This is a genomic window from Streptomyces yangpuensis (genome assembly GCF_024666385.1).
GTDB classification, from domain to species: domain Bacteria; phylum Actinomycetota; class Actinomycetes; order Streptomycetales; family Streptomycetaceae; genus Streptomyces; species Streptomyces yangpuensis.
In genome coordinates, this window is record NZ_CP102514.1 from 480,048 (window position 1) to 504,946 (window position 24,899).

20 protein-coding genes are annotated in these 24,899 nt (G+C 73.6%); 10 read left to right on the forward strand and 10 right to left on the reverse strand.

Annotated elements, in window-relative coordinates; all coding sequences use genetic code 11:
- Positions 1-13: 13 nt before the first annotated feature.
- Entirely contained in the window at positions 14-1,843 is a 1,830-nt protein-coding gene (locus tag NRK68_RS02365) for an nSTAND1 domain-containing NTPase (protein WP_257854705.1), read from the reverse strand.
- A gap of 149 nt (positions 1,844-1,992) precedes the next feature.
- Here NRK68_RS02365 and NRK68_RS02370 point away from each other — a divergent pair, with 149 nt between their 5' ends.
- The 7 genes from NRK68_RS02370 (at position 1,993) to NRK68_RS02400 (ending at position 6,032) form a co-directional block, all read left to right on the forward strand.
- On the forward strand, positions 1,993-2,469 hold the full coding sequence (locus NRK68_RS02370; protein WP_183065983.1) for an RICIN domain-containing protein: 477 nt from the start codon (positions 1,993-1,995) through the stop codon (positions 2,467-2,469).
- Positions 2,470-2,598: 129 nt separating this feature from the next.
- Complete coding sequence (locus NRK68_RS02375; RefSeq protein WP_183065982.1) at positions 2,599-3,084, forward strand: DUF2975 domain-containing protein; 486 nt, start codon at positions 2,599-2,601, stop codon at positions 3,082-3,084.
- Positions 3,084-3,320, forward strand: coding sequence for a helix-turn-helix domain-containing protein (locus NRK68_RS02380; protein ID WP_046778298.1), 237 nt, complete (start codon positions 3,084-3,086; stop codon positions 3,318-3,320). The genes NRK68_RS02375 and NRK68_RS02380 overlap by 1 nt, the downstream gene beginning before the upstream one ends.
- A 117-nt stretch (positions 3,321-3,437) precedes the next feature.
- Positions 3,438-3,773 carry a hypothetical protein gene (locus tag NRK68_RS02385; RefSeq protein ID WP_183065981.1) on the forward strand — a complete coding sequence of 112 codons (336 nt, stop codon included), beginning with the start codon at positions 3,438-3,440 and terminating at the stop codon, positions 3,771-3,773.
- 285 nt (positions 3,774-4,058) lie between these two features.
- Entirely contained in the window at positions 4,059-5,060 is a 1,002-nt protein-coding gene (locus tag NRK68_RS02390; RefSeq protein WP_257854708.1) for a PI-PLC domain-containing protein, read from the forward strand.
- A 262-nt stretch (positions 5,061-5,322) separates the two neighbouring features.
- The gene (locus tag NRK68_RS02395) at positions 5,323-5,532 is read left to right on the forward strand and encodes a hypothetical protein (protein ID WP_183065979.1); all 210 of its coding nucleotides are present in this window, start codon (positions 5,323-5,325) and stop codon (positions 5,530-5,532) included.
- A gap of 212 nt (positions 5,533-5,744) precedes the next feature.
- Complete coding sequence (locus tag NRK68_RS02400; protein WP_183065978.1) at positions 5,745-6,032, forward strand: hypothetical protein; 288 nt, start codon at positions 5,745-5,747, stop codon at positions 6,030-6,032.
- A 197-nt stretch (positions 6,033-6,229) separates the two neighbouring features.
- On the opposite strand, the gene NRK68_RS02405 is transcribed toward NRK68_RS02400, so the two are convergent.
- Positions 6,230-6,427: a three-helix bundle dimerization domain-containing protein gene (locus tag NRK68_RS02405; RefSeq protein ID WP_183065977.1), complete on the reverse strand. Its 198-nt coding sequence runs from the start codon at positions 6,425-6,427 to the stop codon at positions 6,230-6,232.
- Positions 6,428-6,578: 151 nt separating this feature from the next.
- Complete coding sequence (locus tag NRK68_RS02410) at positions 6,579-6,992, reverse strand: winged helix-turn-helix transcriptional regulator (protein ID WP_183065976.1); 414 nt, start codon at positions 6,990-6,992, stop codon at positions 6,579-6,581.
- 97 nt (positions 6,993-7,089) lie between these two features.
- Between NRK68_RS02410 and NRK68_RS02415 the strand changes: the two genes are divergently transcribed.
- Positions 7,090-7,497, forward strand: coding sequence for a RidA family protein (locus NRK68_RS02415; protein ID WP_183065975.1), 408 nt, complete (start codon positions 7,090-7,092; stop codon positions 7,495-7,497).
- Positions 7,498-7,604: 107 nt separating this feature from the next.
- On the opposite strand, the gene NRK68_RS02420 is transcribed toward NRK68_RS02415, so the two are convergent.
- Positions 7,605-9,476: a methyltransferase gene (locus tag NRK68_RS02420; protein ID WP_183065974.1), complete on the reverse strand. Its 1,872-nt coding sequence runs from the start codon at positions 9,474-9,476 to the stop codon at positions 7,605-7,607.
- Positions 9,477-9,642: 166 nt separating this feature from the next.
- Positions 9,643-10,872 carry a 4-hydroxybenzoate 3-monooxygenase gene (locus tag NRK68_RS02425; protein ID WP_257854712.1) on the reverse strand — a complete coding sequence of 410 codons (1,230 nt, stop codon included), beginning with the start codon at positions 10,870-10,872 and terminating at the stop codon, positions 9,643-9,645.
- Between the two features lie 412 nt (positions 10,873-11,284).
- On the opposite strand from NRK68_RS02425, the gene NRK68_RS02430 reads away from it, so the two are divergent.
- Complete coding sequence (locus NRK68_RS02430; protein WP_257854714.1) at positions 11,285-12,754, forward strand: serine/threonine-protein kinase; 1,470 nt, start codon at positions 11,285-11,287, stop codon at positions 12,752-12,754.
- On the opposite strand, the gene NRK68_RS02435 is transcribed toward NRK68_RS02430, so the two are convergent.
- Complete coding sequence (locus tag NRK68_RS02435; protein ID WP_257854716.1) at positions 12,738-14,057, reverse strand: NAD(P)/FAD-dependent oxidoreductase; 1,320 nt, start codon at positions 14,055-14,057, stop codon at positions 12,738-12,740. The two genes, NRK68_RS02430 and NRK68_RS02435, sit on opposite strands and share 17 nt — an antisense overlap.
- Before the next feature lie 186 nt (positions 14,058-14,243).
- On the opposite strand from NRK68_RS02435, the gene NRK68_RS02440 reads away from it, so the two are divergent.
- Positions 14,244-14,486 carry a DUF6332 family protein gene (locus NRK68_RS02440; protein WP_183065970.1) on the forward strand — a complete coding sequence of 81 codons (243 nt, stop codon included), beginning with the start codon at positions 14,244-14,246 and terminating at the stop codon, positions 14,484-14,486.
- A 228-nt stretch (positions 14,487-14,714) separates the two neighbouring features.
- Here the strand turns inward: NRK68_RS02440 and NRK68_RS02445 are convergent, their stop codons facing one another.
- From NRK68_RS02445 to NRK68_RS02460, 4 genes are read right to left on the reverse strand one after another with little or no spacing between them, the layout of a single operon-like run.
- Positions 14,715-17,714 carry a condensation domain-containing protein gene (locus NRK68_RS02445; RefSeq protein WP_257854719.1) on the reverse strand — a complete coding sequence of 1,000 codons (3,000 nt, stop codon included), beginning with the start codon at positions 17,712-17,714 and terminating at the stop codon, positions 14,715-14,717.
- Positions 17,704-19,629 (reverse strand): non-ribosomal peptide synthetase, encoded by a 1,926-nt coding sequence (locus NRK68_RS02450; protein WP_183065968.1) that lies wholly within the window; start codon positions 19,627-19,629, stop codon positions 17,704-17,706. Before NRK68_RS02450 ends, NRK68_RS02445 begins: the two co-directional genes overlap by 11 nt.
- Position 19,630: 1 nt before the next feature.
- Positions 19,631-21,553, reverse strand: a complete 1,923-nt coding sequence (locus tag NRK68_RS02455) for a non-ribosomal peptide synthetase (RefSeq protein ID WP_257854720.1) — start codon at positions 21,551-21,553, stop codon at positions 19,631-19,633.
- A complete protein-coding gene (locus tag NRK68_RS02460; protein WP_257854721.1) occupies positions 21,553-24,810 on the reverse strand; it encodes a non-ribosomal peptide synthetase in 3,258 nt (1,085 codons plus the stop codon). The genes NRK68_RS02455 and NRK68_RS02460 overlap by 1 nt, the downstream gene beginning before the upstream one ends.
- Positions 24,811-24,899: the final 89 nt, after the last annotated feature.

The following is a 24,899-nucleotide window of genomic DNA, read 5'->3' on the forward strand; positions in this document are numbered from 1 at the left end:
TACGCGGCCAGGTTCAGCTGCGCGGCGAGCGCGGGGTCGTGCCGGCGTACCTCGGACGGTTGCGCTGGCGGATGGCCGAATCGCGTGAGTCGACGGCCAGTCCGCCCGCGGTCGCCGCGACGACCACGAGCACGGTGAGCAGCGTGACGAGCTGGCGCAAGCGGACCGTACGCCGCCTGGCCTGCGCCGTCTCGTCGGCCTGTGCCGCGCGTCCGGCGTCGAGGAAGCGGCGTTCCCTGGAGGTCAGCCGGGTGCCGTCGGTGGCGGCCAGGTCGAGGGCGGCGGCCAGGCGGGCGCCCCGGTAGAGGGCGTGCGGGTCGTGGTCCCGTGCCTCCCAGTCGGCGGCGGCGTCGGTGAGCCGGCGGTGCAGGAGCAGCCGGTCCCGGTCTTCCGTGAGCCAGCCGCGCAGTCTCGGCCAGCAGCGGATGATGGCCTCGTGGGTGATGTCGACGCAGCCGTCGTCGAGGGTGACGAGTCGTTGGCGGGCAAGGGATTCGAGGACATGGGTGGTGTCGGGGCCGGGGTCGAGTTCGTCCGTGGTGATGCGGCGCCTGGTGTCCTCGGTGCCGTCGCCGAGTGCGGTGAGCCGGAGGAACAGTGACCTGGCGAGGTGTTGCTGTGCCGGTGACAGTGCGCCGTAGGCGGCTTCCGCGGTGTGGGCGAGGGCGTGCTGGATGCCGCCTGCCGCCAGGTATCCCTCCAGGGTGAGGCGGTTGCCGCAGCGTCGGCGCCACGTTTCGACCATGGCGTGGGAGACGAGTGGCAGTGCGCCCGGCTGGCCGGTCGCGTCCGCGACCACGGCGGCGAGCAGTGGGCCGGTGACCGTGCAGTCGGCGAGTACGGCGGGGCGGGTGACGGCCTCGCGCAGTTCCTGGCTGCTCATCGGTCCGACGGCGATCTGGGCTTCGCGCATCGCCTCGACGAGCCGGGGGACCTGGACGCAGTGGCCGTAGAAGTCGGCGCGTACGCCGAGGACGACCCGGGTCCGGCTGGTCGGCGCGGTGGCGGCTGTGATCAGTACGGCGATGAAGGCATCTCGTTCGTCCTGGTCCCGGCAGAGGGTGAAGACCTCCTCGAACTGGTCGACGACGATGAGCGTGTCCGCGTCCGTGTCCGCGTCCGTGTCGGCATCGGCGTCGGCGGCTTCGGCAGCGTCGGCGTCGGCGGCTCGGGCCCGGCGGCCGACCGCGTCCTGTCGGATCCGCAGGTGCAACGCCGCGGGATCGTGCAGCAGTTCGGTCAGCAGCGGGCCGGGGGCCTGTCCCGTGGCGGCGGCGAGGTGGACCGCGCATTCCTCCATCGGGTGCGGGCCCGGCGTGAACAGCATGACCGGCGCGCCCGCCGCCCGGGTACGGGCGACGAGTCCGGCCCGCAGCAGCGAGGACTTGCCTGATCCGGACGGTCCGAAGACGGTCAGGAAACGGCGGTCACGGACCTTCGCGAGCAGCTCGGTCGTCAGGTGCTCGCGCCCGAAGAAGCGGTCGGCGTCTTCCGGTTGGAACGGGGACAGCCCGGCGTAGGGCGCGGCCCGCCGGCTCGTCACGTCGGGTTCGCCGCCCCGTCCGGTCGCGGCGGCGGCGATCTCGGCGGCGACCGCGTGCCAGCGGGTCTCCCATGCACGGCGGTCGCCCTGGCACGCCTCGACGTAGGCGAGCGTGACGGCGAGGCTCGGGAAGGTGTCTCCCCCCGCGGCGTCGGAGAGCGTGGTGGACGAGTAGTGCGCCCTTTTCGCCAGTGCCCGGTAGGGCGGCCGCCCCGCTGACTCGCGGAGGGTGCGGAGGTCGGCTGCGAACTGTGTCAGGGGACCGGAGTCCGGGTCGAGCGGGCGTTCGGGGCGTGGCATTGCCTTCCTCTCTGCGGCTTTCCGCATCCGTGTCGGGTGGTGTTTGTCCAGCTTTTGATGTCCGGAACCCACGTTCCGGCGCCGGACATCAACCGGGGGCTAGACAAGGGCCCAGCGCAACCGCGCAACCGTGTTGGGAAGGGGAAACCATGAGGTCTGTACGACGACTGATGCTGCTGGCGGCGGTCACGGGACTGCTGGCCGGGGCTACCGTGACGGGCTCGCCCGCGTCCGCGGCGGCCGCCGCGGCTCCGCTGCTCAGGTCCAACCTGAACGGAAGGTGCGCCGACATCTTCATGTTCCACCAGGAGAACGGCGCCTCCACGGTGACGTGGGACTGCCACGGCGGCGTCAACCAGCAGTGGTACTGGGACGGTGAGCAGATCCGTTCCAACCTGAACGGGAAGTGCCTGGAGATCTACGGCCCGCATCTGGGCGACCAGGGCTCGGTGGCCATGTGGGACTGCCACGGCGGTCTCCACCAGAAGTGGTACCGCAACGGCAGCGAGATCCGGAACCGGGTGAACGGGAAGTGCCTCGACATCCTGGCGGGGCGGCCCGAGATCGGCCAGCTCCTGGTGAGCTGGAGCTGCAACGGCGCGCGGAGCCAGAGCTGGGACTTCTGAACACCTGCCCGGTCCGGTCCGGCGCGGCGCATCGGGCGCCGGGCCGGGCTGGGCCGGGCCGGCCCCAGACCTTGCCCGGTCTATCGAATCTCGATAGATTTCCATCGTAACTCGATGGGAGGACGGGTCATGGGAAAGCTGGCAGTTCGCGCGCTGCGCGTCGTGCTCGCGGTGGTGTTCGTCGGCACCGTGTTCGTGCAGGTGGCGATGGTGTGGGCGCTGGTCACGCGTGAGGTGGAGGGGTCGCTCCCGCTGACCCCGATGCGCGTGATCGTGATCCTGGGCATGGTGTCCGCCCAGGTGGCGCTGGTGTGCGTAGGCCGGCTGACGGCGATGGTGCGGCGCGGAACCGTCTTCTCCCATGCCGCCTTCCGGTACGTGGACGGCGTGATCGGCTCGATCGTGGCGGCCGCCCTGCTGTGGTTCGCCGTCACGGCCGTCAATGCGCCGGGCCAGCGGGAGGACCCGGGCGTTACTGTGATCATGGGAGGGATCGGCGTCGCCATCCTGGGGGTCGCGCTCATCGTGCTCGTGCTGCGAATGCTGCTCGCCCAGGCCGTCGCACGCGACGGTGAGGCGGCGCAGATGAGGGCCGAGCTGGACGAGGTGATCTGATGCCCATCGCCGTCGACATCGACGTGATGCTGGCCAGGCGGAAGATGTCCGTGGGGGAACTCGCGGACCGGGTGGGGATCACGCCCGCCAACCTGGCGGTACTCAAGAACGGCCGCGCCAAGGCGGTCCGCTTCGCGACGCTGGCAGCGCTCTGCGAGGTCCTCGAATGCCAGCCGGGCGACCTGCTGCGCTGGGAGGCCGAGGACGCCGAGGCGGTCGACCTCGCGGAGCTCTGAGCACACCGGCGTCGGCGGCGGGGTCGACGCCGGGACCGCCGGTCGGCCTGCGGTCGTACCTCTCCTCCTCCTCAAGTCCCTTGCTGTGCACGGAACACGGCCAGCACGATGATCGGCATGACTGAATTCCTCGGAACGGACACCAAGCACACCTTCGTACTGCCCATCCGTGACTCGGACACGGTGGTGGCGTCCCTGCGCCGGGCGCTGGCCGAGGCCACCCCCGAAGAGCGCCCGGGCCTGGAACGCGCCGTCGCGGTCGTCGAGGCCGCCGCTGGCGCCGACGAGCCCCGGCTGCGCGCCCGCTGGGTCCGCGCCCGGCTGGCCGCCGCCGGTTTCACCGGGGACATCGGCTCGGTCGCCGCGGTGAAGGCGCTGCGCCGGGCGGAACGGAAGCTGACCCTCCTGGCGGCGGTGGAGCTGCAGAAGGACGCGGTGGCGCATCCCGAGTGACCTCGGGGTCCACGGCGACCGCGGGCTGCACGGCTCCACGGCTCCACGGCTCCACGGCTCCAGGGGGCGGCATCGGGCGGTCGCCCGACGGAGTGGCCGCCGGTTGCGGGCTCCCGCATCCCCGGCTTCAGCCTGGAGGACCTGAACCAGGGCTTCCCGGCGAATTCCCGCCATCCGGTCGGCCGCCCCCAACCGGGCCGGTTCATCGTGCATCTGTCCACATGTCAGCTTGTGACGGACGAGACCCGTCGTCCGCCCCGGAAACCGACATGACGGAGCACGCTCTTGACCACCCACCTCAGGCGCGGGACCGGCCCGCGAACGCTCTTGGTACTGATCGCGGCCCTGTGCGCGGTCATCGGGACCACCGCAATCGGTACGGCCCCGGCGGCAGCGGCAGCGGCAGCGGCCGACCAGCGTCGCCCCGTCTACGCCATCGCCCATCGCGTCAACACGTTGGACGGCGTGGACGCCGCGCTCAAACACGGCTCCAACAGCATCGAGATAGACGTCTGCGCCTGGTGGAACCCGAACGAATGGCGGGCCTACCACGACTGTTCCTCGGCCGGTGACAACCGGCTGGGCCCCAGCTTCGACAGCATGATCGACCGCATCCTCTCCCACGCCCGTGCCGGACGCAGGCTCGCCCTGGTGTGGCTGGACATCAAGGACCCGAACTACTGTGGGGAGAAGGAGAACCGCGGGTGCAGCGTCGCCGGACTCCGTGACAAGGCGCAGCGGTTGACGGCCGCCGGCATCCCGGTGCTCTACGGGTTCTTCGAGTACCACGGCGGCAGCAACCCGGACGTCGGCGGCAGGGGTTGGAAGAGTCTGGAGGGCCGGCTCGGCACCCTGGAGGGGATCACGACGACCGGAACCCGCGACCGGGTGCAGGGCGCCTTCAACCGCTCCGGTTCCGGATTCCCCGCCGGCCGCCGTGTGATGGACTACGGCGACAGCGACATCACCAAGGGGTTCGGCAACTGCACGGAAGCCACGTACTACACGTGCGCGGAGCTGAAGAAGGGCGCTGCGGACCGTGACGCCGGTCGCCTCGCGGCCACACTGTCCTGGACGACCACGTACAACGACCCGTGGTACGTCGACAAGCTGCTGGGCGACGGCCGGGTGGACGGCATCATCGCGGGCTACGGGTCCTTCACCGGGGTGCGCGAGTACGACGACAGCTGGCAGTGCGCCAACTCCATCAGCCTCATCCGCGACTGGGTGAACCGCAACGGCGGAACCCACCGCATGGCCACGTCCGGTGACCGCCTGTTCCGGTAGGTCACGAGGGTGTCCAGGTCATGGGGGGCGGACCGGGCCGCCCCGCTCGCCTTCGGCGGTTCAGAGAGCCTCCACGTTGGCCGCCTGGGGGCCGCGCTGCCCCGCCGGGTGCGAAACGCTCCCGCGGCGGTGTCCGGCTCGCCTCGCGGTCCGGCTCACCTCGCGGTCCCCGCGGGCAGCGCCCATGCTGGGAAGCAGGGCACCTTCGGCCTGAGGGCTGTTCTCCCACCGGGCCGAGTGAGGCGCCCGAGAGGAGGAAGCCATGCGCATCCGCAGAACGCTGGGCCTCGTCCTGGCCGCAGCGACCCTGGCCGGCGCGGGAGCAGCCGTCGGTACCGCCGGCGCCCAGGCGGCCGCGTTCCCGACCATCACCCGGGAGGAATGCACGGACGCCGGCGGGCAGGTCAAGTCGATCCCCTACGGCGGAGAGACCTGCACCCTGCCCGACGGAACCAGCCAGAAGATCACGTGACGGGGCCCACCGCCTCGATGTGATCCGCGGTCACCGCCGGACACGGCGGCGGCCGCGGAGCCGGCGCGGAGGCCGCCGCACGCCTCCCCGGCGAGCCGCCACGAGTGCCGACGTACCGTCAATTTGCGTCACAGCGAGGGGAATCGGCCCTTGACGCGCGCTGCGTGACAGAGGATCCAGAAACCGCCCCGCGCCGAAGTACGCTGACCCGCATGACCGATACCAGCACGAACGACGAACAGGCGTACGCCGATCTGCGTACCCTGACGGACCAGTACATGCAGGCGGTCCGTGCGCGCCTCGCGGAGATCGACTCCCCGCTCACCCGTGAACGCGGCGCCCGGCTGGTCACCGATGACATGCTCACCGGCGCCAAGGAGGCCAAGCTCATACGCAGCGCCGCCATGGGCGAGTTGAGGCAGGGCCGCACCCTGAAGGAGGTTGCGGAACTGACCGGGCTCTCCGTGCCGCGGGTCGACCAGCTGCTCAGGGCGAAGTGAGCGGTGACGGTGGCCACGGCGCCGAATCCCGCCGTCATGAATCCGTCGCGTGAGCGCCAGGACAGTACAGGACCGATCCGACGGACCCGATGGACAGGACCGAGTCCTTGGAGCAGAGCGAGAGGTAGGACCTGCCGTCGCCCCGGCACCACGGCTTCGGCGTCGCATGCGGTGTGATCACGGCACCCATCCTGTGTTCACTCGTCCGAGGGCAGGAGGTCCTGCGCCCTGCGTTCCATCAGTACGGGCAGGTAGGCGCGCACACGGGCGTACCTGAGCTCCTCGTACGCGGTCTGCACCGAGCTGTGCACCAGGCCGGCGTCCACCTGTGGGTACGACTTCATCAGCCGCTCGGCGACAGCGCGTATGGTCAGTGCGTCCTCTGAATCGGCCATCACGCGCCTCAGCCTCCCGGTCGCTCACCCTCTCCCATTTTCGCGGCGAGTCCCTCAACCGGGAAGTCGATCTTCCCCCACTGGAGCCCTCTACCGAAGCTCCCGGCGGCGTCCTCCACCGGAGTCCTCCGGCAGGTCTTTCCGGGACAGCTCACCGCCCCGTGTCCGGCGAGTCCGCCGCGGCCGCCGTATCCGTGCGGCGGCGGGCGGCCTCGATGTGGCCGAGGTGGCGGTGGGTCCAGTCGCACAGCGAGTCGATCGTCACCCGCAGCGCCTGGCCCGGCCCGGTGAGGGCGTACTCCACCCGTGGCGGCACCACCGGGTACACCGTCCGCTCGATCAGACCGTTGCGCTCCAGCATGCGCAGGTTCTGCGTGAGCATCTTGTGGCTGATGCCTTCGACCTCGTCACGCAGCTCGCTGAAGCGCAGGACCCGCTCCCCCAGGGCCTCGATGATCAGGAGCGCCCATTTGTTGGCGACGTCCGAGAAGATCTCCCGCGCCAGGGAGTCCGCGCGCCGCAGATCCGCGTCCTCCGGCGAGCCGGTGAACTGCTTGGTAACCATTGGGTTCCCCAGTCACTGAAAAGTGCGTTCTTCCACGTCAGCGCTCACTCTCCTACGGTTTCTGAGTAACCACAAGAGACCTGAGGAGTAAGCAGCCATGGCCGTCACGCTGATCAACCCCACCGGACTGCCCGCGATCGACGCCTACCGGCAGGTGTCGGTGGCGACCGGATCGAAGCTCGTCTTCATCGCCGGACAGGTGTCCTGGGACGCCGAGGGCGTCACGGTCGGCGAGGGCGACCTCGCCGCGCAGGTCGAGCAGTGCTATCTGAACGTCGGCACCGCCCTGGCCGGAGCCGGCGCAACCTTCGACGACGTGGCGAAACTGAACGTCCACGTCGTCGACTGGACCCCCGACCAGATGCCCCGGCTCCTGGAAGGGATGGACCGGGCGGCAGCGAAGCTGGGGATCACCCCGGTCCCGCCGGCCACGCTGCTGGGTGTGGCGGCCCTGGACGTACCCGAGCACATGGTGGAGGTCGAAGCCATCGCGGTCATCGACTGACCGAAGCACCCGGGCGCGCGACCGGCCGGTCCCCCCGGCGCTCCGGCGTCCGGGCGGACCTCCGGCGGGTGCACCCGAGGGGTGTTCCGCCGGAGGGACGTCCCGCCTCAGCTCCGCCGGGTGACCGGATCCGGTACGGCGGCCGCGCCGGCCGCGGCCGCGGCCGCCTTGCGGGCGTGCAGCACGTGCGCGTCCAGCGGCAGGGGGCTGTGGCCGACGAGTGAGAGGCCGGCGTCGGCGAGCAGGCGTGCGTAGTGGTCGGCGCGGCGTTCGCGGCCTCCGACATTGCACAGCATGTGCAGGTCCCAGGCGCTGGCCAGCGAGGGGGAGCCGTCGGCGGGCAGGAGGCGTTCCACGACGAGCAGGTCCGCGTGGGCGGGCATCGCACGGGCACAGTGGCGGAGGATCTCGCGGCAGCGGTCGTCGTCCCAGTCGTGCAGGACGCGCGAGAGGACGTAGACGTCGCCGCCGGGCGGTACGTCGGCGAAGTCGCCGGGGCGGTAGTCGCAGCGCGCGCCGCAGCCCGCTGCGTCGAGCCGGCGACGGGCGGCCGCGACGGCGTGCGGGCGTTCGAGGAGGATGCCACGCAGGCGCGGGTGTGCGGTGAGGATCCTGCCGAGGAGTTCTCCGTTCCCCCCGGCGACGTCGACGACGGTCGCCGGGGCGTGCGCCCGGGCGGCGGCGGTGATGACCGGATGGCCGGGGAGCGGGTGGAACATCCGTGAACTCGCGGCCATGGACTGGTCGAAGAGCGGGCCGAGTTCGGGGTCGCGGGCGAAGTGGTCGAAGTGGCTCTCGCCGAAGAGGTGGTCGAAGGCCGGCTGTCCGGTGCGCACGGCATGGTCGAGGCCGCCGAAGGAGCGGTAGAAGGGGCCGCCGTACATCAGGGCCAGCGACCGCATCGAACCGGGTACGTCCGCGCGCAGCAGCGCACCGAGCTCCGTCAGGCGGAATCGTTCCTGCTTGCGATGCGACTCCTGGCCCGGCTCCGGCTCCGGCTCTGGCTCCGGCTCTGGCTCCTGGGTCACTGCGCCGAGCATGGCGAGGTAGCGCAGGAGCGTGGCCAGGCTCCTGCGGTCGGTACCGGTCAGCCGGGCGAGGTCCTCGCTCCGGTACGCGGTACGGGTGTCCATGACGTCGGGCAGGCCCAACCGGGCGGAGGCGGCGAGTGCCTGTGTCGTCCACGCGCCGGTGAGGAGGTGGAGGAGCGTTTCGGCCGGCTGTCGCCCGTCGCGGCGGGTGCGGTCGTACGGGTCCTCGGCGTGACCGGAGTGGCCCGGGTGACCGGGGTGGCCCGGGTGGTCGAGATGGGCGGCGAGGGTGTCCCGGTGGTCGCCGCGAGCGTACAGCTCCAGCCGCCCGTAGTCGCAGGCCGCGTCGACGGGAAGGGTGAAGTAAAGGACCGTGCCGTCCTCGTGGGGGTTGTAGCCGCCGCCGTCGGGCCTCGCGCCGTGCCGGACGAGGATCGCGCACAGGCCGCGCAGGGCCAGCGGCTCCGGGTCCTCGATCTCGAAGGCGAGGTGCGCCTCGTGCTGGTGGGCGCGTTCGTGCGCGGCGATCGGTTCCAGGCCCGAGTGCGGTGGCACGGTCAGGGCGAACACCTCGACCGCGCGCCGCTCCCCGTGACGGCCGGGCACCTGTGGGCGCAGGATCCGGACGTCGAGCTCGGCGGGGTCGCGCCCGTGGCGCCGGGCGAGGCGTTCCCGGACCACCACGCTGGGGTGGGAGGGTGTGTCGACGGCCAGTCCGCAGACGGCGAGTTGGGCCCGCAGTACGTCCGCGTCCGGCGGGAAGAGCAGCAACCCCGCGTGGGCGAACCGGCAGTGCCCGGCCAGCGCCTGCAGGTCCGGGCCGACGAGGCCGGGCAGGAGGAGAGGGAGCAGGGCGGCGCTGTCGTGCTCGCGGACGAACCGGGCCGCCGCGCGCAGGCTGGCGGTGTCGTCCGGAAGCAACGTTTTGTCGGGGAAGGTCGTCGTCATCGTGGGGGTGTCCTCAAGCCGGTACGGGGCTGGGCTGGGCAGGGCAGGGCATCGCTTGGCGGGGCGCAGGCATGGCAAGGCGGAGGAAGAGACGAAAGGGGAACAGGGATACGGCGGCTGGGCCGGTGGGTCTGTGGGTCGGTGGGTCTGTGGGTCGGTGGGTCGGTCACACGCCGACGTAGTTCTCGGCGAACCAGTCCTGGTGGATGCGGGAGGTGCGCAGCGAGTTGAGCCGTGAACGCTGCAGCGCGGCGAGGAAGAACGATCCGGCACCGTGGTCGTCACGGTCGGATGTGTCGGATGTCGCGTGCAGCAGGCGGGTCATCCACCCGGTGAACTCCTGTGCACGCCAGATGTGCGCCAGGCACCGGTCCGAGTACGTGTCGAGTCCGGTGGTGTCCCCCCGGACGAGGGCGCCGGTCAGGGCTTCCGCCAGGATCTCGGCCTCCAGCACGGCGAGGTTGGCGCCCTTCGCGGCGGCCGGGGCGAGCAGGCTCGCCGCGTCGCCCGCCAGGAAGAGCGAGCCGTGGCGCAGAGGTTCGACCACGTCGCAGGTCAGGTCGAAGACCGCGCGTTCCAGGAGCCCGCCCCGGCGCAGCGGGCCGTGGTCCTCGGCGCGCATGCGGGCGTCGAGTTCGTCCCAGATCCGTTGCTCGGACCAGGAGTCGGCGGGTGTGCCGCGCTGCCACTGCAGGTAGTAGCGGGTGACGTCCTGGGTGCGGGCCATGTGTCCGGCGAAGCCGCGGGCATGGATGGCGTACCCGACGGCGTCGAGGCTCGGCGGGGCTTCGGCGAGCAGGCCGAGCCAGGTCACGCCGTGGTCGTGCTGGTGGTGGCGGACGGCGCCCGGGGGCAGTGAGCGGCGCGCTGCCCCGTGCCTGCCGTCACAGCCGGCGACGTAGCGAGCGGTCCACCGGGCGGGCCGGCCGTCGGGCTCGCGCGTCGTGACATACGGCTGCGTGCCGTCCGCGTCCCGCACGACGACCGCCTCGGTGTGGAAGCGGATGCGTCCGCCGATGGCGAGGTAGTGGGTCAGGAGGTCCGTGACCAGGTTCTGCTGCGGGTAGACGTGGTGGTGGCCCCCGTTGCCGAGGGCCCCGTAGTCGAGACGGAACCGGCCGTCCTCCGTGCGGAATTCGCAGGTGCCGTGGCGCCGACCGCTGCTGTGCAGGCCGTCGGCGAGGCCGTGACGCTCCAGGATCCGCACGGTGTTCGGGGCGAGGAACCCGGCTCGGGCCCGGGTCTGCACATGGGTGCGGGAGGCGCGTTCCAGGACGACGCAGTCGATTCCGGCGGTGTGCAACAGGACTCCGAGGACGAGTCCGGCGGGGCCTGCGCCGAGGACGACCACATCGGCTGATTCACGTGACGTGTGAGAGTCGTGACTTTGCGTCATAGCGGGTGAAGCATAAGCACGCGAAGATCCACAGACCTACCTGAGCCATCCGAAGGCGGGAATAGAGTGACAATCTGCGCGGGTCCCGCTGCCCGTTGACAACGGGCCGGGACCTGGCTCCGACACCTCTCCGGTGGTGCGCTCCGGGCGTACGGGGACACGCGCGCTCTCCCCGCACGCCCCACCGCGTGCCCGCCCGTTCGGCCTACGAGAACAGGCGGAGCGCGGCACGGCCCACGAGCCGCCGGGAAGCGACCGGCGCCGAAGGTCGGCCGCCGTTGCACCCGCTGAGGCTGGCCGAACTGCTCAGCGCACCACCACCTGGTTCGAGCATCTTTGAGTCCCCCTGAACCCGTTCCGGGCGCCGTACGTGATGTTCGCGTCGGCCGGTGATACGAGGGAGACCGCCCCCATGCACAACAATGAATCCGAGACCCTGGCTGAGACCACCGCGGCACCCGCGGGGACGGCGGCGGGTGCGGCCGGCGCGGACGGGCTGATCGCAGGCCGCTACCGGCTGCTGTCGCGGCTCGGCGAGGGCGGCATGGGCACCGTGTGGCGGGCTCATGACGAAACCCTGCACCGGGAGGTCGCCGTCAAGGAGGTACGGGCCCCGGCCGGTCTGGGGTCCGACGACATCACACGGATGTACGGCAGGCTGGAGCGGGAGGCGTGGGCGGCGGCCCGGATACACGACCGCGGCGTGATCACGGTCCACGACGTGGTCGTGGCGAACGACCGGCCCTGGATCGTGATGGAACTGATCCGCGGCCGGTCGCTGGCCGACCTGCTGCGGGCCGCGGGCCCCCTCCCCCCGCGGCAGGCGGCGCGCATCGGCGCCGAGGTGCTGGGCGCGCTGCGTGCCGCGCACGCCGCCGGGGTGGAACACCGGGACGTGAAACCGGCGAACGTGCTGCTCTCCGACGACGGACGGGTGGTGCTGAGCGACTTCGGGATCGCGATGGTGGAGGGCAGCACCGCCCTGACCATGACCGGTGAGGTGGTCGGCTCGCCCGAGTACCTGCCGCCGGAACGGGCGCTGGGCCGCTCCTCGGGGCCCGAGTCCGACCTGTGGTCCCTCGGAGTGCTGCTGTACGCCGCCGTGGAGGGGATCTCCCCGTTCCGGCACGACACCGCGCTGAGCACCCTGCGGGCCGTGGTGGAACAGGAACCGCCGACGCCGGCCCGGGCCGGCCCGCTCAGCCCGGTCATCGCCGGGCTGCTCCGCAAGGATCCGGCCGAGCGGACCCCCGCCGCCGAAGTCGCGGCAGCCCTGGGCGACATCGCGGGCGGCGCGGACGTCACCACCATGGCCTCCCGCATCCTGCCGGCCCCGGAGGAGGCCGGGCCGGCCGCGGCCACGGCGGCGTCCCCGGCCGGGCGGCCTCCGGGGCCCCGTGCGGCCTCCGCCCCACCGCGCAGGCAGCGGGCGGCGGCGTTCGTCGCGGTCGGCGCGGCCGCCTGCCTGTTGGTCGCCGGCGGGCTCGCCTACGCCTTCGCCGGCAACGGGGACGACAACGCGGGCGGCTCGGACAGTACGGGTGGTTCGGGCGTACGGGTGTCGGTGGCGGGGACGAACACGACCTATACCGGCGGCTGCCCGATACCCGAGGGCCGGGCCCCGGCGTTCACGGCGACGTTCACCGCCACCAGGCCGACGCGGATCTCCTACCGGTGGGTGTCCGGCGACGGCTCGGTGGTGGACCCCCGGTGGCGCACGCTGTCGATCGGGGACAGGGCCAACCCCACCGGCCGCGACACCATCCGGCTGACGGCCTACGCGAAGAGGGGCACCCTGAGCACCGGGATGGCCGTGGAACTCCAGCGCCCGACCCGCGCTCTCTCCCACCCCGTCCCCTTCTCGATCACCTGTACCGGCTGACCCCCGCTCCCGCTCCCGCTCCCCCGGCTCCCCCCGGGGCCCGCAGCTCGCGCAGATCGCGCAGGACCTCACGGGCCGCCCGCGCGCCGGAGGCCAGCGCGCCCTGGACGGAAGCGGTGGCACGGTGATCGCCGCACACGTACCGGCCCGGCGACACCCGCGATGTGCGGGTCAGCGGCTGCGGCGGCGCCATGGCGGGCAGCGCGTCCTCGATGGTGCGCACGGTGAGGAGGTCCCAGCCGTCCGTGCCGGTCCCGTACGCCTCGCCGAGCGCGGCCCGGAGCTCGCGCTCACGCCCCTGCCCGTCCCGCCCGAGGACCGAGGTGGCGACGAGGGAGTGGCCGGGCGGGGCGTAGGCGGGCACGACGTCACTGAGGACACAGGTGTTGAGGAAGCGGCGGCGGGTGTCCACGAGCAGGGTCGGCTCGCCGAGGGGCGATCGCGGAGCGACGTGGTAGTACGTCGTCACGATCCGGTAGGCGGGCAGGGCGACCTCGGGGAGCAGCATCGAGACGGGCCCCGGTCCGGTGGCGACCACGACGGCGCGTGCGGGGATCTCCACTCCCGCCGCCGTCAGCACGCCGTCGTCCGTGAGCCCGGTCACCGGAGTCTCCAGTCGTACGGCACCCTCGGGCAGACCGGCCGCGAGGGCCCGCGGAACCGCCCCGATGCCCTCGGTCGGCAGGCAGATGGTTCCGCGCAGCATGCTCCGCCAGACCAGGTGGAACACCCGGGCTGACGTCTCCAGTTCGTCCTCCAGGAAGACCCCTGACACGAAGGGCCGGAAGAACCTCTCGACGAACTCTTCGGAGATCCCCGCGTCGGCGAAGGCGGTGCGGGCGGTGGTGTCCGGGCGCCGTTTGAGCCGGCCGGGGGGCAGCAGCATGTCGCGGGCGGACATCAGGCCGAGGGCGGCCACGTCACGCGGGCCGGCGAGGCGGCCCGACAGCAGTTCGGGCAGCGCACGCGGTCGGCGGGTGGGATCGCTGAAGGCGAGTCTGCCGGTGGGAGTGTGGACGAGGAAGCCCGGCGTGAAGGGCCTCAGCCGAAGTCCCTTCAGGTCGAACCTGCGCCGGACCTGGGGGTAGGCGGTGTTGAACACCTGGAACCCGCGGTCCACGACGAAGCCCCCGATCCGGTCCGAACGCATCCGGCCGCCGACCGCGTCGCCCGCCTCCACCACCCGTACGCTCACGCCGGCCGCGGCCAGATCCCGGGCACACGCCAGCCCGGCGACACCCGCCCCGACGACCAGCACGTCGGTCCCGTCCGTCCCGTCCGTCCCGCCCGAGGATGCGGACATACGACCACCTCTCTCACCTGTCCGTGCGGCACGTGCCGCACGTCCACTGTGTTCCGCGGATCCCCCCGATACGGATGCGACACCACCCCGACGGCCCGACCGCCGCCCGTCCGGACCCGCCGAAGCGCCCGCCGACAACCGCAGAACCCCTGGTCCGCGGCCCGGCCGGGTGCGATCCTTACCACCATGACGACGACACGACAGAGCCGGGCCGAACGGGACGCGATCACCGTCGAGATCGGCTATGCGCTGGTCAGCGCATGTTTCCTCGGCGCCGTCATGTTCGGTGCGATCGCCGGGCCGACTCTGGTCTGGTCCCTCCCCGCCGCGGTCGAGGAGGTCCTCCGGACGGCGGGGGCCGTGGTCGCCGGTCTCCTCGCGGTGCTGCGCGTGGTCCACGTCCTCTGGCGGTTCGGGCACCCCCGCTAGGGGGTGTCCGGCGGATCGGGGTCGGACAGCCCGGGGCGTCCGGTGCCGTGGGATGCAAGGCGGAGGAGGGAGCCCACGCGGAGCGTCGGCGACCGACGACAACGCGGCAGGCCGCGGTGCCGGACGGCCCGGGCCCGGCCCTGATCCGCCGGACACCCCCTGGGGGGTGCCCGAACCTTTTCCACGGCGGACGGCGGACGGCCCGTCGGCGGGTCAGCGGGCCACGGGTCAGCCCGTGGTGGCCGTGGCGGCGGTCATCTCCGCCAGTACGGTCCGCCGGTCCTCGCCGGGGCGGGGCCGCAGAGGCCGGGCCAGCCGGCTGCTGTCGTAGTGCCAGCGGTGGTCCAGGTCCCGGGGAACCGTCGCCGTCTCGCGGAACTCCGCTTCGGAACCCAGGAGTTCGGTGAGGTCCTGGGCGAGGTCGCGCCAGGACACGTGGCCGCTGCACGCGTTGGCGACGCCGTGAACGGGCCGGTCCAGGCACTCGGCCACCGCGCGGGCCAGGGCGGCCGCGTGCACCCAGGCGGCTCCGTACCAGGCGTGTCCGCCGGTCCCGGGACGCGGCAGTTCGATCGGCCGGCCCTCGCGGGCGGCCTGGTAGAGCGTGCCGATGGCGCCCCAGCGCAGCTGCTCGCGCAGCCGGTCGTGCGCACCCCAGACGATCGGTGACCGCACGGCGCTCGCACCCCCGCGTCCCCCGGTACCCGCGGCACCCAGCACCATGGCCTCGCAGTCGAGCTTGGCCCTGCCGTAGGGGCTGACCGGCTCGTGGGGCGCCGACTCCTCGGCGACCCGCTCCGTACCGGGGTGGCCGTAGGCGTCGACGCTGCTGACGAAGACGAACGGTCCGCGCCGCCAGGCGTCGACCATGGCACGCATCGCCGCCAGGTCCACGTCGTGCCGGGTGAAGGTGCAGGCGGCGTGGACGACCGCGTCCGCCTGCGCGACGGCGTCCCGGAGCCCGTCCGGGTCGGAGAGGTCGCCCTCGATGACGTCGACGCCCTCGACGGCGATCAGATGGGCGGACTCGGGCCTGGCCAGTGCCAGTACGGGACGCCCCTGGGCGGCGAGTTCACGTACGACGAAGGCGCCGACACCACCCGTTGCCCCGGTGACCAGTACCGTGCCCGGGCGGACGTCCCGGGAGCGGGGGGCCGGCCTGCTGACGGCCTTCGCGGCGCTCTGCCGTGCCGCCCGTTCGCCGAGGAGGGCGGTCAGTGCCCGCGGCGTACGGGCCTGGAGCACGTCGAGTCCGGTGAGCGGCAGTCCGAGGTCCGTACGCAGCCGTTCGGCGAGCTGGACGGCCTTGAGGGAGTGGCCGCCGAGGGCGAAGAAGTCGTCGTCCGGTGTCGGAACGGGACCGAGCACGGCGGTGAAGGCCTCCGTGACCGCTGCGGCCCGGGGATCGGCGGGAGCGCTCGGCGCGGAGGGCCCGGACGGCCCGGGCAGCCGTGCGGGATCGAGCGGCCCGGCGGCCGTACGCGGCAGCGCGTCGAGCAGCGTCACGGCGGCGGGTACGTCCTCGGGCGCGAGCGACCGGCGCAGCAGGCCCAGCAGTTCGTGGCCGGACGGGCCGACGCTGTCGCGCAGGACGGCGTAGGCGACGGCCGGCCCCTGCCCGGGCCGGACCACCTCGGCGTCGGCGACGTCCGGGTGCGCCCGCAGGGCCTGCGCGGCCGGGTGGCCGCCGTCGTCCGGGGCGGAGCCGTCCCGGGTGGCCGCGGCGTGCTCCGGGCCGGAGAGGGGCAGCTCGCCCAGGGCCAGACCGGGGTCGGCCGCCACCGCCTGGAGCAGCGCCGCGTAGTCCCGTACGGCCGCCTCCGCGACGGTGTCGTCGAAGGTGTTCGGGTCGTACTGGACGAGTGCCCGGGGCTGCTCGGCGGCGTCCATTGCCAGGCCGTACGACAAGGTGAACTTCGCACCGTCGGAGGGGACGTCGACGTACTCGGCCGACGTGCCGGGGAGCCGGAGCACCGTCGGCTCGCCGAGGACGTCGGAGGTGACGCGGACCAGCGCGGTGCCGTCGGCTCCGCGCGCTCCGGCGCCGAGGCGTTCGAGGACCAGGTCGAAGGGGACGTGCCGGTGGCGCTGGGCCTCCAGGAGTGCCTCGTTCACGCGTCGCAGCAGTTCCGCGAAGGTGGGGGCGCCGGAGGCGTCCACGCGTACCGGCAGGGTGTTGACGCACAGGCCGACCAGACCGCGCATGGCGGTTCCGCTGCGGTGGGTGCCGGCCACGCCGATGACGAGGTCCTCGTCGCCGGTGAGGCGGTGCAGTGCGGCGAAGGCCGCGGTGAGGGTCACGGCGAAGAGCGTGGCGTGCCGCTGTGCGCCGAGCGCCCGCAGTGCGTCGGGCACGGCCGGCGCGAGCGGCACGGTGTGCACGGCCGCGGGCCGCCCGGCCGTCTGCGGTGCGTCCGCCGCCCGCCGGGGCAGGCGCGGTGGGGCGGCGTCGGCCAGCAGGTCGCTCCAGTGCTTCAGTTCCGTATCGAAGCCGGGCAGGCTGTCGTGCTCGCGGCGCGCGTGGTCGGCGTACTGCGGGGCCTCGGCGAGGGCCGGCGCCGTCGCGGCGCCGGTGGCGGACGCGTAGAGCACGGCCAGTTCGGCGGCCACGGTCTCCAGCGACGCGCCGTCCATGGCGATGTGGTGGAACGTCAGCAGCAGGGTGTGGTCCTCCGGTCCGTGGCGCAGGACGAGGGCCCGTACGGCGTCTGCGGCCGTGAGGTCGAACGGCCGGGCGCTCTCGCGCCGCAGCAGTGCGGGGGCCTGCGCCGGGTCGGTGTCGACGACGTGCACGGGGACCGTCCGCGGTGTGGGGAGCGCCTCCTGGTAGGGCTCGCCCTCGTGCTCGGCGTAGCGGGTGCGGAGAATGGAGTGCCGGGCCACCAGGGACGTGAGGGCGGTGGCGAGAGCGGCCACGTCGAACGGGCCGCGCAGCCGGGTGGCGAACGGTACGTGGTACGAGTCGCCCGCGCCGCCGAGCCGTTCCATCAGCCACATGCGGCGCTGGGCGCGGGACAGCGGGACCCTTCCGGTCTGCGGCCCGCTTCCTGCCTCGTCGGCGGTGGCGGCATCCGGGGTAGTGGCGGGCGCCGGGGTAGTGGCGGGCGGCGGGGCGGTGGCGGGTCCGGCCGCCGTGCGCCGGGCCGTTCCGGCGCGGGCCCGGCGCAGCAGTTCCCGCTGGAGTCGCTGACGGTCTTCGTGGGCCGCGGAGTCGGCGTCAGTGGGCATCGCTGTGCTCCGGTGTCTCGGGGTGGAGGTCTCGGTGGGCGTCCAGGAGGGCGCGTTCGACCAGCGCGGCCTGGGCGGCGACGGTCGGGGCGGCGAAGAAGTCGGCGAGGGCGATCTCCACGCCGAGTTCCTCACGCAGGTCCTCGGTGACGACGAGGGCGAGCAGCGAATGGCCGCCGAGGAGGAGGAACTCGGAGTCGGCGCGGGTCACCTCGGTGCCCAGTGCCTGGCTCCACACCTCGGCCACGGCCTGTTCCAGCGGGGTCATCGCGGCCGGCTCGTCGGCGGGGCCGCTCTCGGCGGTGCGTACGCGTCCGGTGAGGGCCCGCCGGTCGACCTTGCCGGCCGGGGTGAGGGGCAGCCGTTCCAGCACGGTGACCGTGTCGGGCACCAGGTGGGCGGGCAGGGCCCCGGTCAGCCGCTCGCGCAGCGCCGCTCCGGTGGGCACCGGGCCGGGCGCGGCGACGACGAAGGCGACGAGGCGTGCCTCGGCGGTGCCCGCGCCGTCGACGGTGACGGCGGCGTCGTCCACGTCCGGCTGCTCACGGAGGGCGTGTTCGACCTCGGCGGGTTCGATGCGGAAGCCGCGTACCTTCACCTGGTCGTCGTTGCGGCCGTGGAACTGCAGGATGCCGTCGGGGCGGAGGGAGACGATGTCGCCCGTACGGTAGAGCCGCCCGCCGGCGGCGGGATGCTCGACGAACCGTTCGGCGGTGAGTTCGGGCAGGCCCGTGTACCCGTGGGCGAGCCTGCTGCCGCCGATCCACAGCTCGCCGCGCCCGCCCTCGGCGACCGGGCGGCCGGCGGCGTCGAGGACGTGCGCCGTGGCCCCGGCGATGGGCCGGCCGATCGGTACCGGCCCTTCGCAGTCCCGCACCGTGACCCGGTGCGCGGTCGCGAAGGTGGTCGTCTCGGTCGGTCCGTAGCCGTTGACGAGCTCCAGCCAGGGGAAGGCGGTGAGCACCTCGCGGGCCTGGGCGGCGGCCATCGCCTCGCCGCCCACGACGACCGAGCGGAGCTGGGCGAAGACCCGGGAGCGGCGGGCGGCGAGCTGGTGGAAGAGGGCGGTGGTGAAGAACGCCACCGTCACGCCGTGCCGTTCGACGTGCCGGGCGAGGTCCTCCAGGGAGGGCCGCTGCTCGGTGCAGACGACGACTGCGGCACCGGCCGCGAGCGCGACCCAGACCTCGAACGTCGAGGCGTCGAAGGTCATGGGCGAGTGGAACAGGACCCGGTCGCGGCTGTTGAGGGTGACGTAGTCGGGCGCGGTGACCAGCTCGGCGATGGCGCCGTGCGGCACGAGGACGCCCTTGGGGCGGCCCGTCGAGCCGGAGGTGAACATGATGAACGCCGGGCTGTCCGGGTCGGACTCGTCGACCGGACGGCCGCTCGTGAGCGGCTCCTCGGGCAGGGTGAGTACGGGGCCGGGGAGTGTGGCGGCGTCCAGCAGCTTCGCATCGCCGAGAGTGAGCGTCACCTCCGCATCGGCGATCATCGCCTCGGTGCGCGGTCTGGGCTGTGCCGGATCGAGGGGCACGCACACGGCTCCGGCCAGCCACAGCCCGAGCTGCGCCACGACGGTCCGGTACGAGCGCGTCGTCAGCAGGGCCACCCGGTCGCCGCGGACCACCTCGTGTTCGCGCAGGCGGGCGGCGAGGGCGTGGCCGGCCTGGATGAGCCGGCCGTAGGTGAGGGTCGTGTCGCCGTCGACGACGGCGAGGGCGTCGGGGGTGAGCTCGGCCTGCCGGGCGACGAGCGCGGGCAGCGTGGTCGCCCTGCCGGGCGCCGGGGCGGCGGCCAGCGGGCTGCCGGCGGTCCTGCCGGGCGCGGTCGTGGTCGCGTCGGGCAGGGTCAGGTCCGGCGCGGTTGTGGCGGGTGCGGTTGTGGCGGGTGCGGTCGGGTGGGGCGCGGTCATGTCAGGCTCCTTCCGGGCGCGGGGTCCGGCGTTGTTCGACGAGGGCGGCGAAGGTGCGCAGGTCGGGGCTGCGCAGCAGCTCGGGGGCGCGCAGGCGTACGCCGGTCTCCGCTTCGACGGCGGCCAGCAGGCGTGCGGCGATGATGGACGTGCCGCCGGCGTCGGTGAAGTTGTCGGCCAGTGCGGTGCCGGGCCGGCCGAGGAGGTCGCGCACGGTCGTCAGCACGAGCCGCTCGGTGGGCGTGGCGCCGGCATCGGTGTCGGCGTCGGCCGGGGCGTCCGCGGTGCCGGTCCGGTGCGTCCCCGGGGCCTCGGACCGGGCCAGGGCCGCGAGGGCCGGCCGGTCCACCTTGCCGTTGGCGTCGAGCGGAAAGCCGTCGACGATCCGTACGCCGGAGGGGACCGCCTGCTCGGGGAGCCAGGCGCGGACCGCGTCGAGGAGTTCCCCGGGCGCCGGGTCGGCGCCGTCGGCGGCCCGTACGTGGGCGACCAGGCGGCCGTGGTCGGAGCTGTCGCGCAGCACGGTGACCACGGCGGTGCGCACGCGGGGGTCCTGCTCGAAGGCTGCTTCCACCTCGACCGGTTCGATCCGTACTCCGCTGATCTTCACCTGGTCGTCGAGGCGGCCGAGGAAGTCGAGGCTGTCGTCGGCGTTCATCCGTACCCGGTCACCGGTGCGGTACAGGCGGTCGACGGCGGGCAGCTCCGCTTCCCGCGGGGGCGCGGTGAAGCGGCGGGCGGTGAGTTCCGGGTCGAGGTAGCCGAGGGCCAGGCAGTGGCCGCCGACGCGCAGTTCGCCTTCCTGTCCGCGGGCGACGGGGCGGCCCTCCTCGTCCGTGACGACGAGGGTGACGCCCGGCAGCGCGGTGCCGATGGGGGGCGGGGCCTGGTCGCCGGCCTCCGGGTCGGTGCCGCGCATGGTGTGGGCGGTGGTGAGGACGGTGGCTTCGGCGGGGCCGTAGGCGTTGTGGACGGTGGCGGTGACGTCGGCGCCGGGCCGGCGGCGCATACGGTCGCCGCCCACGACGAGGTGACGCAGCTTCAGGCCCTGCGGCCACGGCCGGTTCAGGAGCGGCTCGACGGTGGGGGTGGCCGCCACGGCGTGCGTGAGGGCGGTGTCACGCCACCAGTCGGTGAGGACGCGGCTGTCCCAGCGGGTGTCGTCCGGCGCGGGGACGAGGGCGGCTCCCGAGGTCAGGGCGGCCCACAGTTCCAGCAGGTGCGGGTCGAACGCGACGCCGATGAGCAGCGACTGGCGGTCGCCGGGCGCGAGGCCGGTCTCGGCCCGGTACCAGTCCAGGGCGACGGAGAGCGAGGGCTCGGCCACGGCCACCGCCTTGGGGCGGCCGGTGGAGCCGGAGGTGAGGACGGCGTACAGGGAGCCCTCGGGCGCGCGCCGGGTGCCGCGGACGGCTTCGCTGAAGGCGGCGACCGCGGTGGCGGGGGCGTTGACGCCTTCGGTGGGCAGCGGCAGCGGGGCGTGCTCCCCGCCGCGGTGTGCCTCGGGCAGGACGCCGGGGTCGCCGATGAGGCAGGCCACGTCGAGGTCCTCGGTGACGGCCTGGGTGCGGCGTTCCCCGGGGCGGGGGCCGAGCGGCAGGTAGACGGCGCCGATCCGGGCGAGGGCGACGGCGGTCACCACCAGGGCGGCGGAACGGTCGAGACAGACGCCGACGAGGTCGCCGGGCCGGACGCGGTCGCCGAGGGCGGCCGCGACGCGCGCGGCCGCCGCGTCGAGGTCCTGGTACGTCCAGGTCCGGGTGGCGTCGATCACCGCCGGCGCCTGCGGGGTGCGCCGGGCCCAGTCCTCGAAGCGGGTGAGCACACGGGTCGGTTCGGCGGAGGGGCCGTGCGCGATGCTCGGCGCGGCGGCGCTGTCGAGGGGCGCGGTGGGACGGACCACTGCGGTCGGGGACTGGATCATCACGACTCCGTGGAGGTCGAGGCGGCGGCGAGGGCGGTGGCGGTGGCGGCGAGGGCGTCGGCCTGGTCGGCGAGCACCGGGTTGCGGAAGAGCACCTTCAGCGGCGGGCGCGTGCCCAGCCGGGGCTCCAGCCAGGCGGCCAGCTCGGCGGCCAGCAGGGAGTGGCCCCCGCTGTGGAAGAAGTGGGACCGGGCGTCGAACCGGCTGTGGCCGAGGACCTTGCGCCAGCCTTCGGTGAGCAGGGCCGTCATCGGATCGACGGGCGCGGCGGCGGTGGTGGCCGGCTCATGCTCGGTGCCGGTGCCGGTGCCGGTGCCGTTGCCGGTGCCGGTGCCTGCGTCTGCGTCTGCGTCTGCGCGAGACGCGTCCTCGGACCCGGGCGTGGCGGTGCCCTCGGGGTCCAGCTCCGCCGCTCTGCGGGACAGCGCCACACGGTCGGGCTTTCCGCCGGCGAGGGTCGGCATGCTGTCCAGGGGTGCCCACCGGGCGGGCACGAGGGGGCCGGGCAGACGGCGGCTCAGCTCGGCGTGGAGGGCCTTCTCGTCGAAGGCCGGGCCGTCGGCTCCGTTCCCGGCGCCTTCGAGGAAGCCGACGAGCCGGGGCCCGCCCGCGCCCTCCCGGTCCAGGACGACCGCGCAGGAGCGGCCGCCGAGCGCCGCGGACGCCGCCGCCTCGATCTCCTCCAGCTCGATGCGGTGACCGCGCAGCTTGATCTGGTTGTCGCGCCGCCCGAGGAAGTACAGCAGCCCGTCGAGGCCGCGGTAGCCGAGGTCGCCGGTCAGGTAGACGCGCTCTCCGTCGAGCGCGTCTACGGTGACGAACCGGGCGGCGGTCGCGTCCGCGTTGCCGGGGTAGCCCTCGGCGAGGCCGGGCCCGGCGACGGCGAGTTCACCGACCGCCCCCGTTGGCAGCGGGCGGTGGTGGGCGTCCAGTACGTGGATCCGCTCACCCGGGAGCTCGGTGCCCAGGGGGATCTCGACGCCTTCCGCGAGGGCGTCTCGGGAGATCTCGTGAACGGTCGAGCTGATGGCCGCCTCCGTGACCCCGTACACGTTGAGCACGGTGGCGTCGGTGTCGGCGAGGACGCCGCTCAGCGCCTCCGCGGGCAGTCGTTCGCCGCCGAGGACCAGCAGCCTGGGCGCCCAGCTCTCGTCGCGCAGGGCGGGGCGCAGGTCCTCGCGGGTGGCGAGGAAGTAGCTGGTGGGCAGGTTGGCGACGGTCACCCGGGCCGCTGCGAGCAGTTCGGCGAGTTCCGCGCCCGTGGGCACCTCGTGCTCGGGCAGGACCAGGCACGCACCGGCGTGCAGGGTCGGCAGCACCTCCTCCAGCGCCACGTCGAAGGACGGCTGCGCGAACATCAGCACCCGGTCGGAGGTGGTGAGGCCGAACCGGTCGGCGGTCGCCGTCATGTGGTGCACCAGGGCGGCGGGGCCGACGGCGACCGGCTTGGGCGTCCCGGTGGAGCCGGAGGTGTGGATGACGTACGCGGCGGCGGGCAGTACGGCGCCGTCGCGCGCGGGCGGCAGTACCGGGGCGTCGATCCGGGCGGTCGGCAGCCCTTCCGGCAGGTCCGGGGTGCCGTCACCGGTCAGGACCAGCGCGGGGGCGAGCCGCTCCAGCAGCAGGCCGAGCCGGGCCGGCGGGTCGGACGGGGACAGCGGGCAGTGGACGGCGCCGGTCCGCAGGCACGCGAGCAGGGCGACGACCGAGTCGGTCCCCCGCGGCAGCACCGTGGCCACCGGCCGGCCGGCGGTCACGCCCGCGGCCTTCAGCCGCTCGGCGAGCGCGCCGACGCGCTCGTCGAGTTCGCCGTAGGTGAGGCGGCGGGCGCCGCACAGCAGGGCGGGCAGCGACGGGTGGTGCGCGGCCACCGGGTCCAGCGGATCGCGGTCGGCCGGGACGGGCGGGGCCTCGGCGGCCGGTTCGACGGCGGTCGGGGCGAGGTCGGCCAGCGGCGTGACGGGGCTGTCGAGATAGGCGCGCAGCAGGTCGAGGAAGCGGCCGGAGACGAGGCGGGCCACGTCCTCGCCGAAGAGGTCCATGTCGTAGTCCCAGACCAGCGTCATGCCGGGCGCGCCGTGACGCGTGGTGACGCCGCGCCGGTCGTCGGGGAGCAGGACCACATCGAGGTCGAACCGGGTGGTGCCGGTGTTGAAGCCTTCGAAGAGGGTGATGTCGAGGCCGGGAACGTCGATCTCGGGCAGCGGTGCGTCGTGGGCGCTGAACATGACCGAGAAGAGCGGGTTGTCGGCGCCGGAGGTGTGCATGCCCAGGGCCCGGGTCAGCTCCTGGACGGGCACGTCCTGGTGCGGCAGGGCCCGGATGAGGGTGTCGGTGACCTCGTCCATGGTGTCCTGGGCGGGGGCGGCGGCGTCCAGGGCGAGCGGCAGCGGGATGGTGTTGACGAACATGCCCACTGCGTCCTCGTAGCCGAGGGGGCGGTTGCCGACGGCGGTGCCGATGACCATGCGGGAGCGGCCGCTGTGCCGGCGCAGGAGCTCGGCGAACAGCCCGAGGAGCGTGGCGAAGGGGGTGAGGCCGCGCGTACGGGCGTGGGCGCGCAGGCGTTCGGCGAGATCGGCACCGATCGTCTGGCGCAGCTGTCCGCCGTGGTGCCTGCGGCGGGCACCGGGGCGGGTCAGGCCCGGGAGCGGCAGGTCGTGCTGCTGGTCGCGGAGTTCGGCCCGCCAGAAGTCGAGCGACTCGGGGGCGTACGCGGCTTCGGCCCGCTCCCGGACGTGGTCGGCATAGGACGAGGCGGGCGGGAGCTCCAGGCTCTCGCCGAGGACGTGGGCGCGGTAGACGCGGAAGACGTCGTCGAGCAGGATCGCGAAGGAGTGTCCGTCGTGGATCAGGTGGTGCTCGACGTGGACGAGCCGGTGGTGGCGCTCGGCCAGTCGTACGAGCGTCCAGCGGATGAGCGGTGCCTCGAAGGTGTCGAGCGGGGTCTCGGCCTCGGTGCGCAGCAGACGCGCGAAGGCGGCCTCCGGGTCCTCCTCCGTGCTGAGGTCGACGGTGTGCAGCCTCGGCGCGCACTGTGGTGCGACCTGTTGCGCCGGTACGGATCCGCCGGCGGCGACGAGTTCGAGGCGCAGGCCGGGGTGGCGTGCCAGGGTGGCGGCGAGCCCCCGGTGCAGTGCCTCGGTGTCGAGCGTGCCCCACAGGTCGAGTGATGCGGTGAAGTTGTAGGCGCGACTGCCGGGCTGCATCTGCTCGTGCAGCCAGACGATCTCCTGCGAGGAGGAGAGGGCGAACATGGGCGATCCCTGAGGTTGTCGGGTCGGTCTCCGGGCCGGTCACGGTCGTGTCCGGCGGAGGTGCGGGCGGCGCCGCGGGTCGCGCGGTG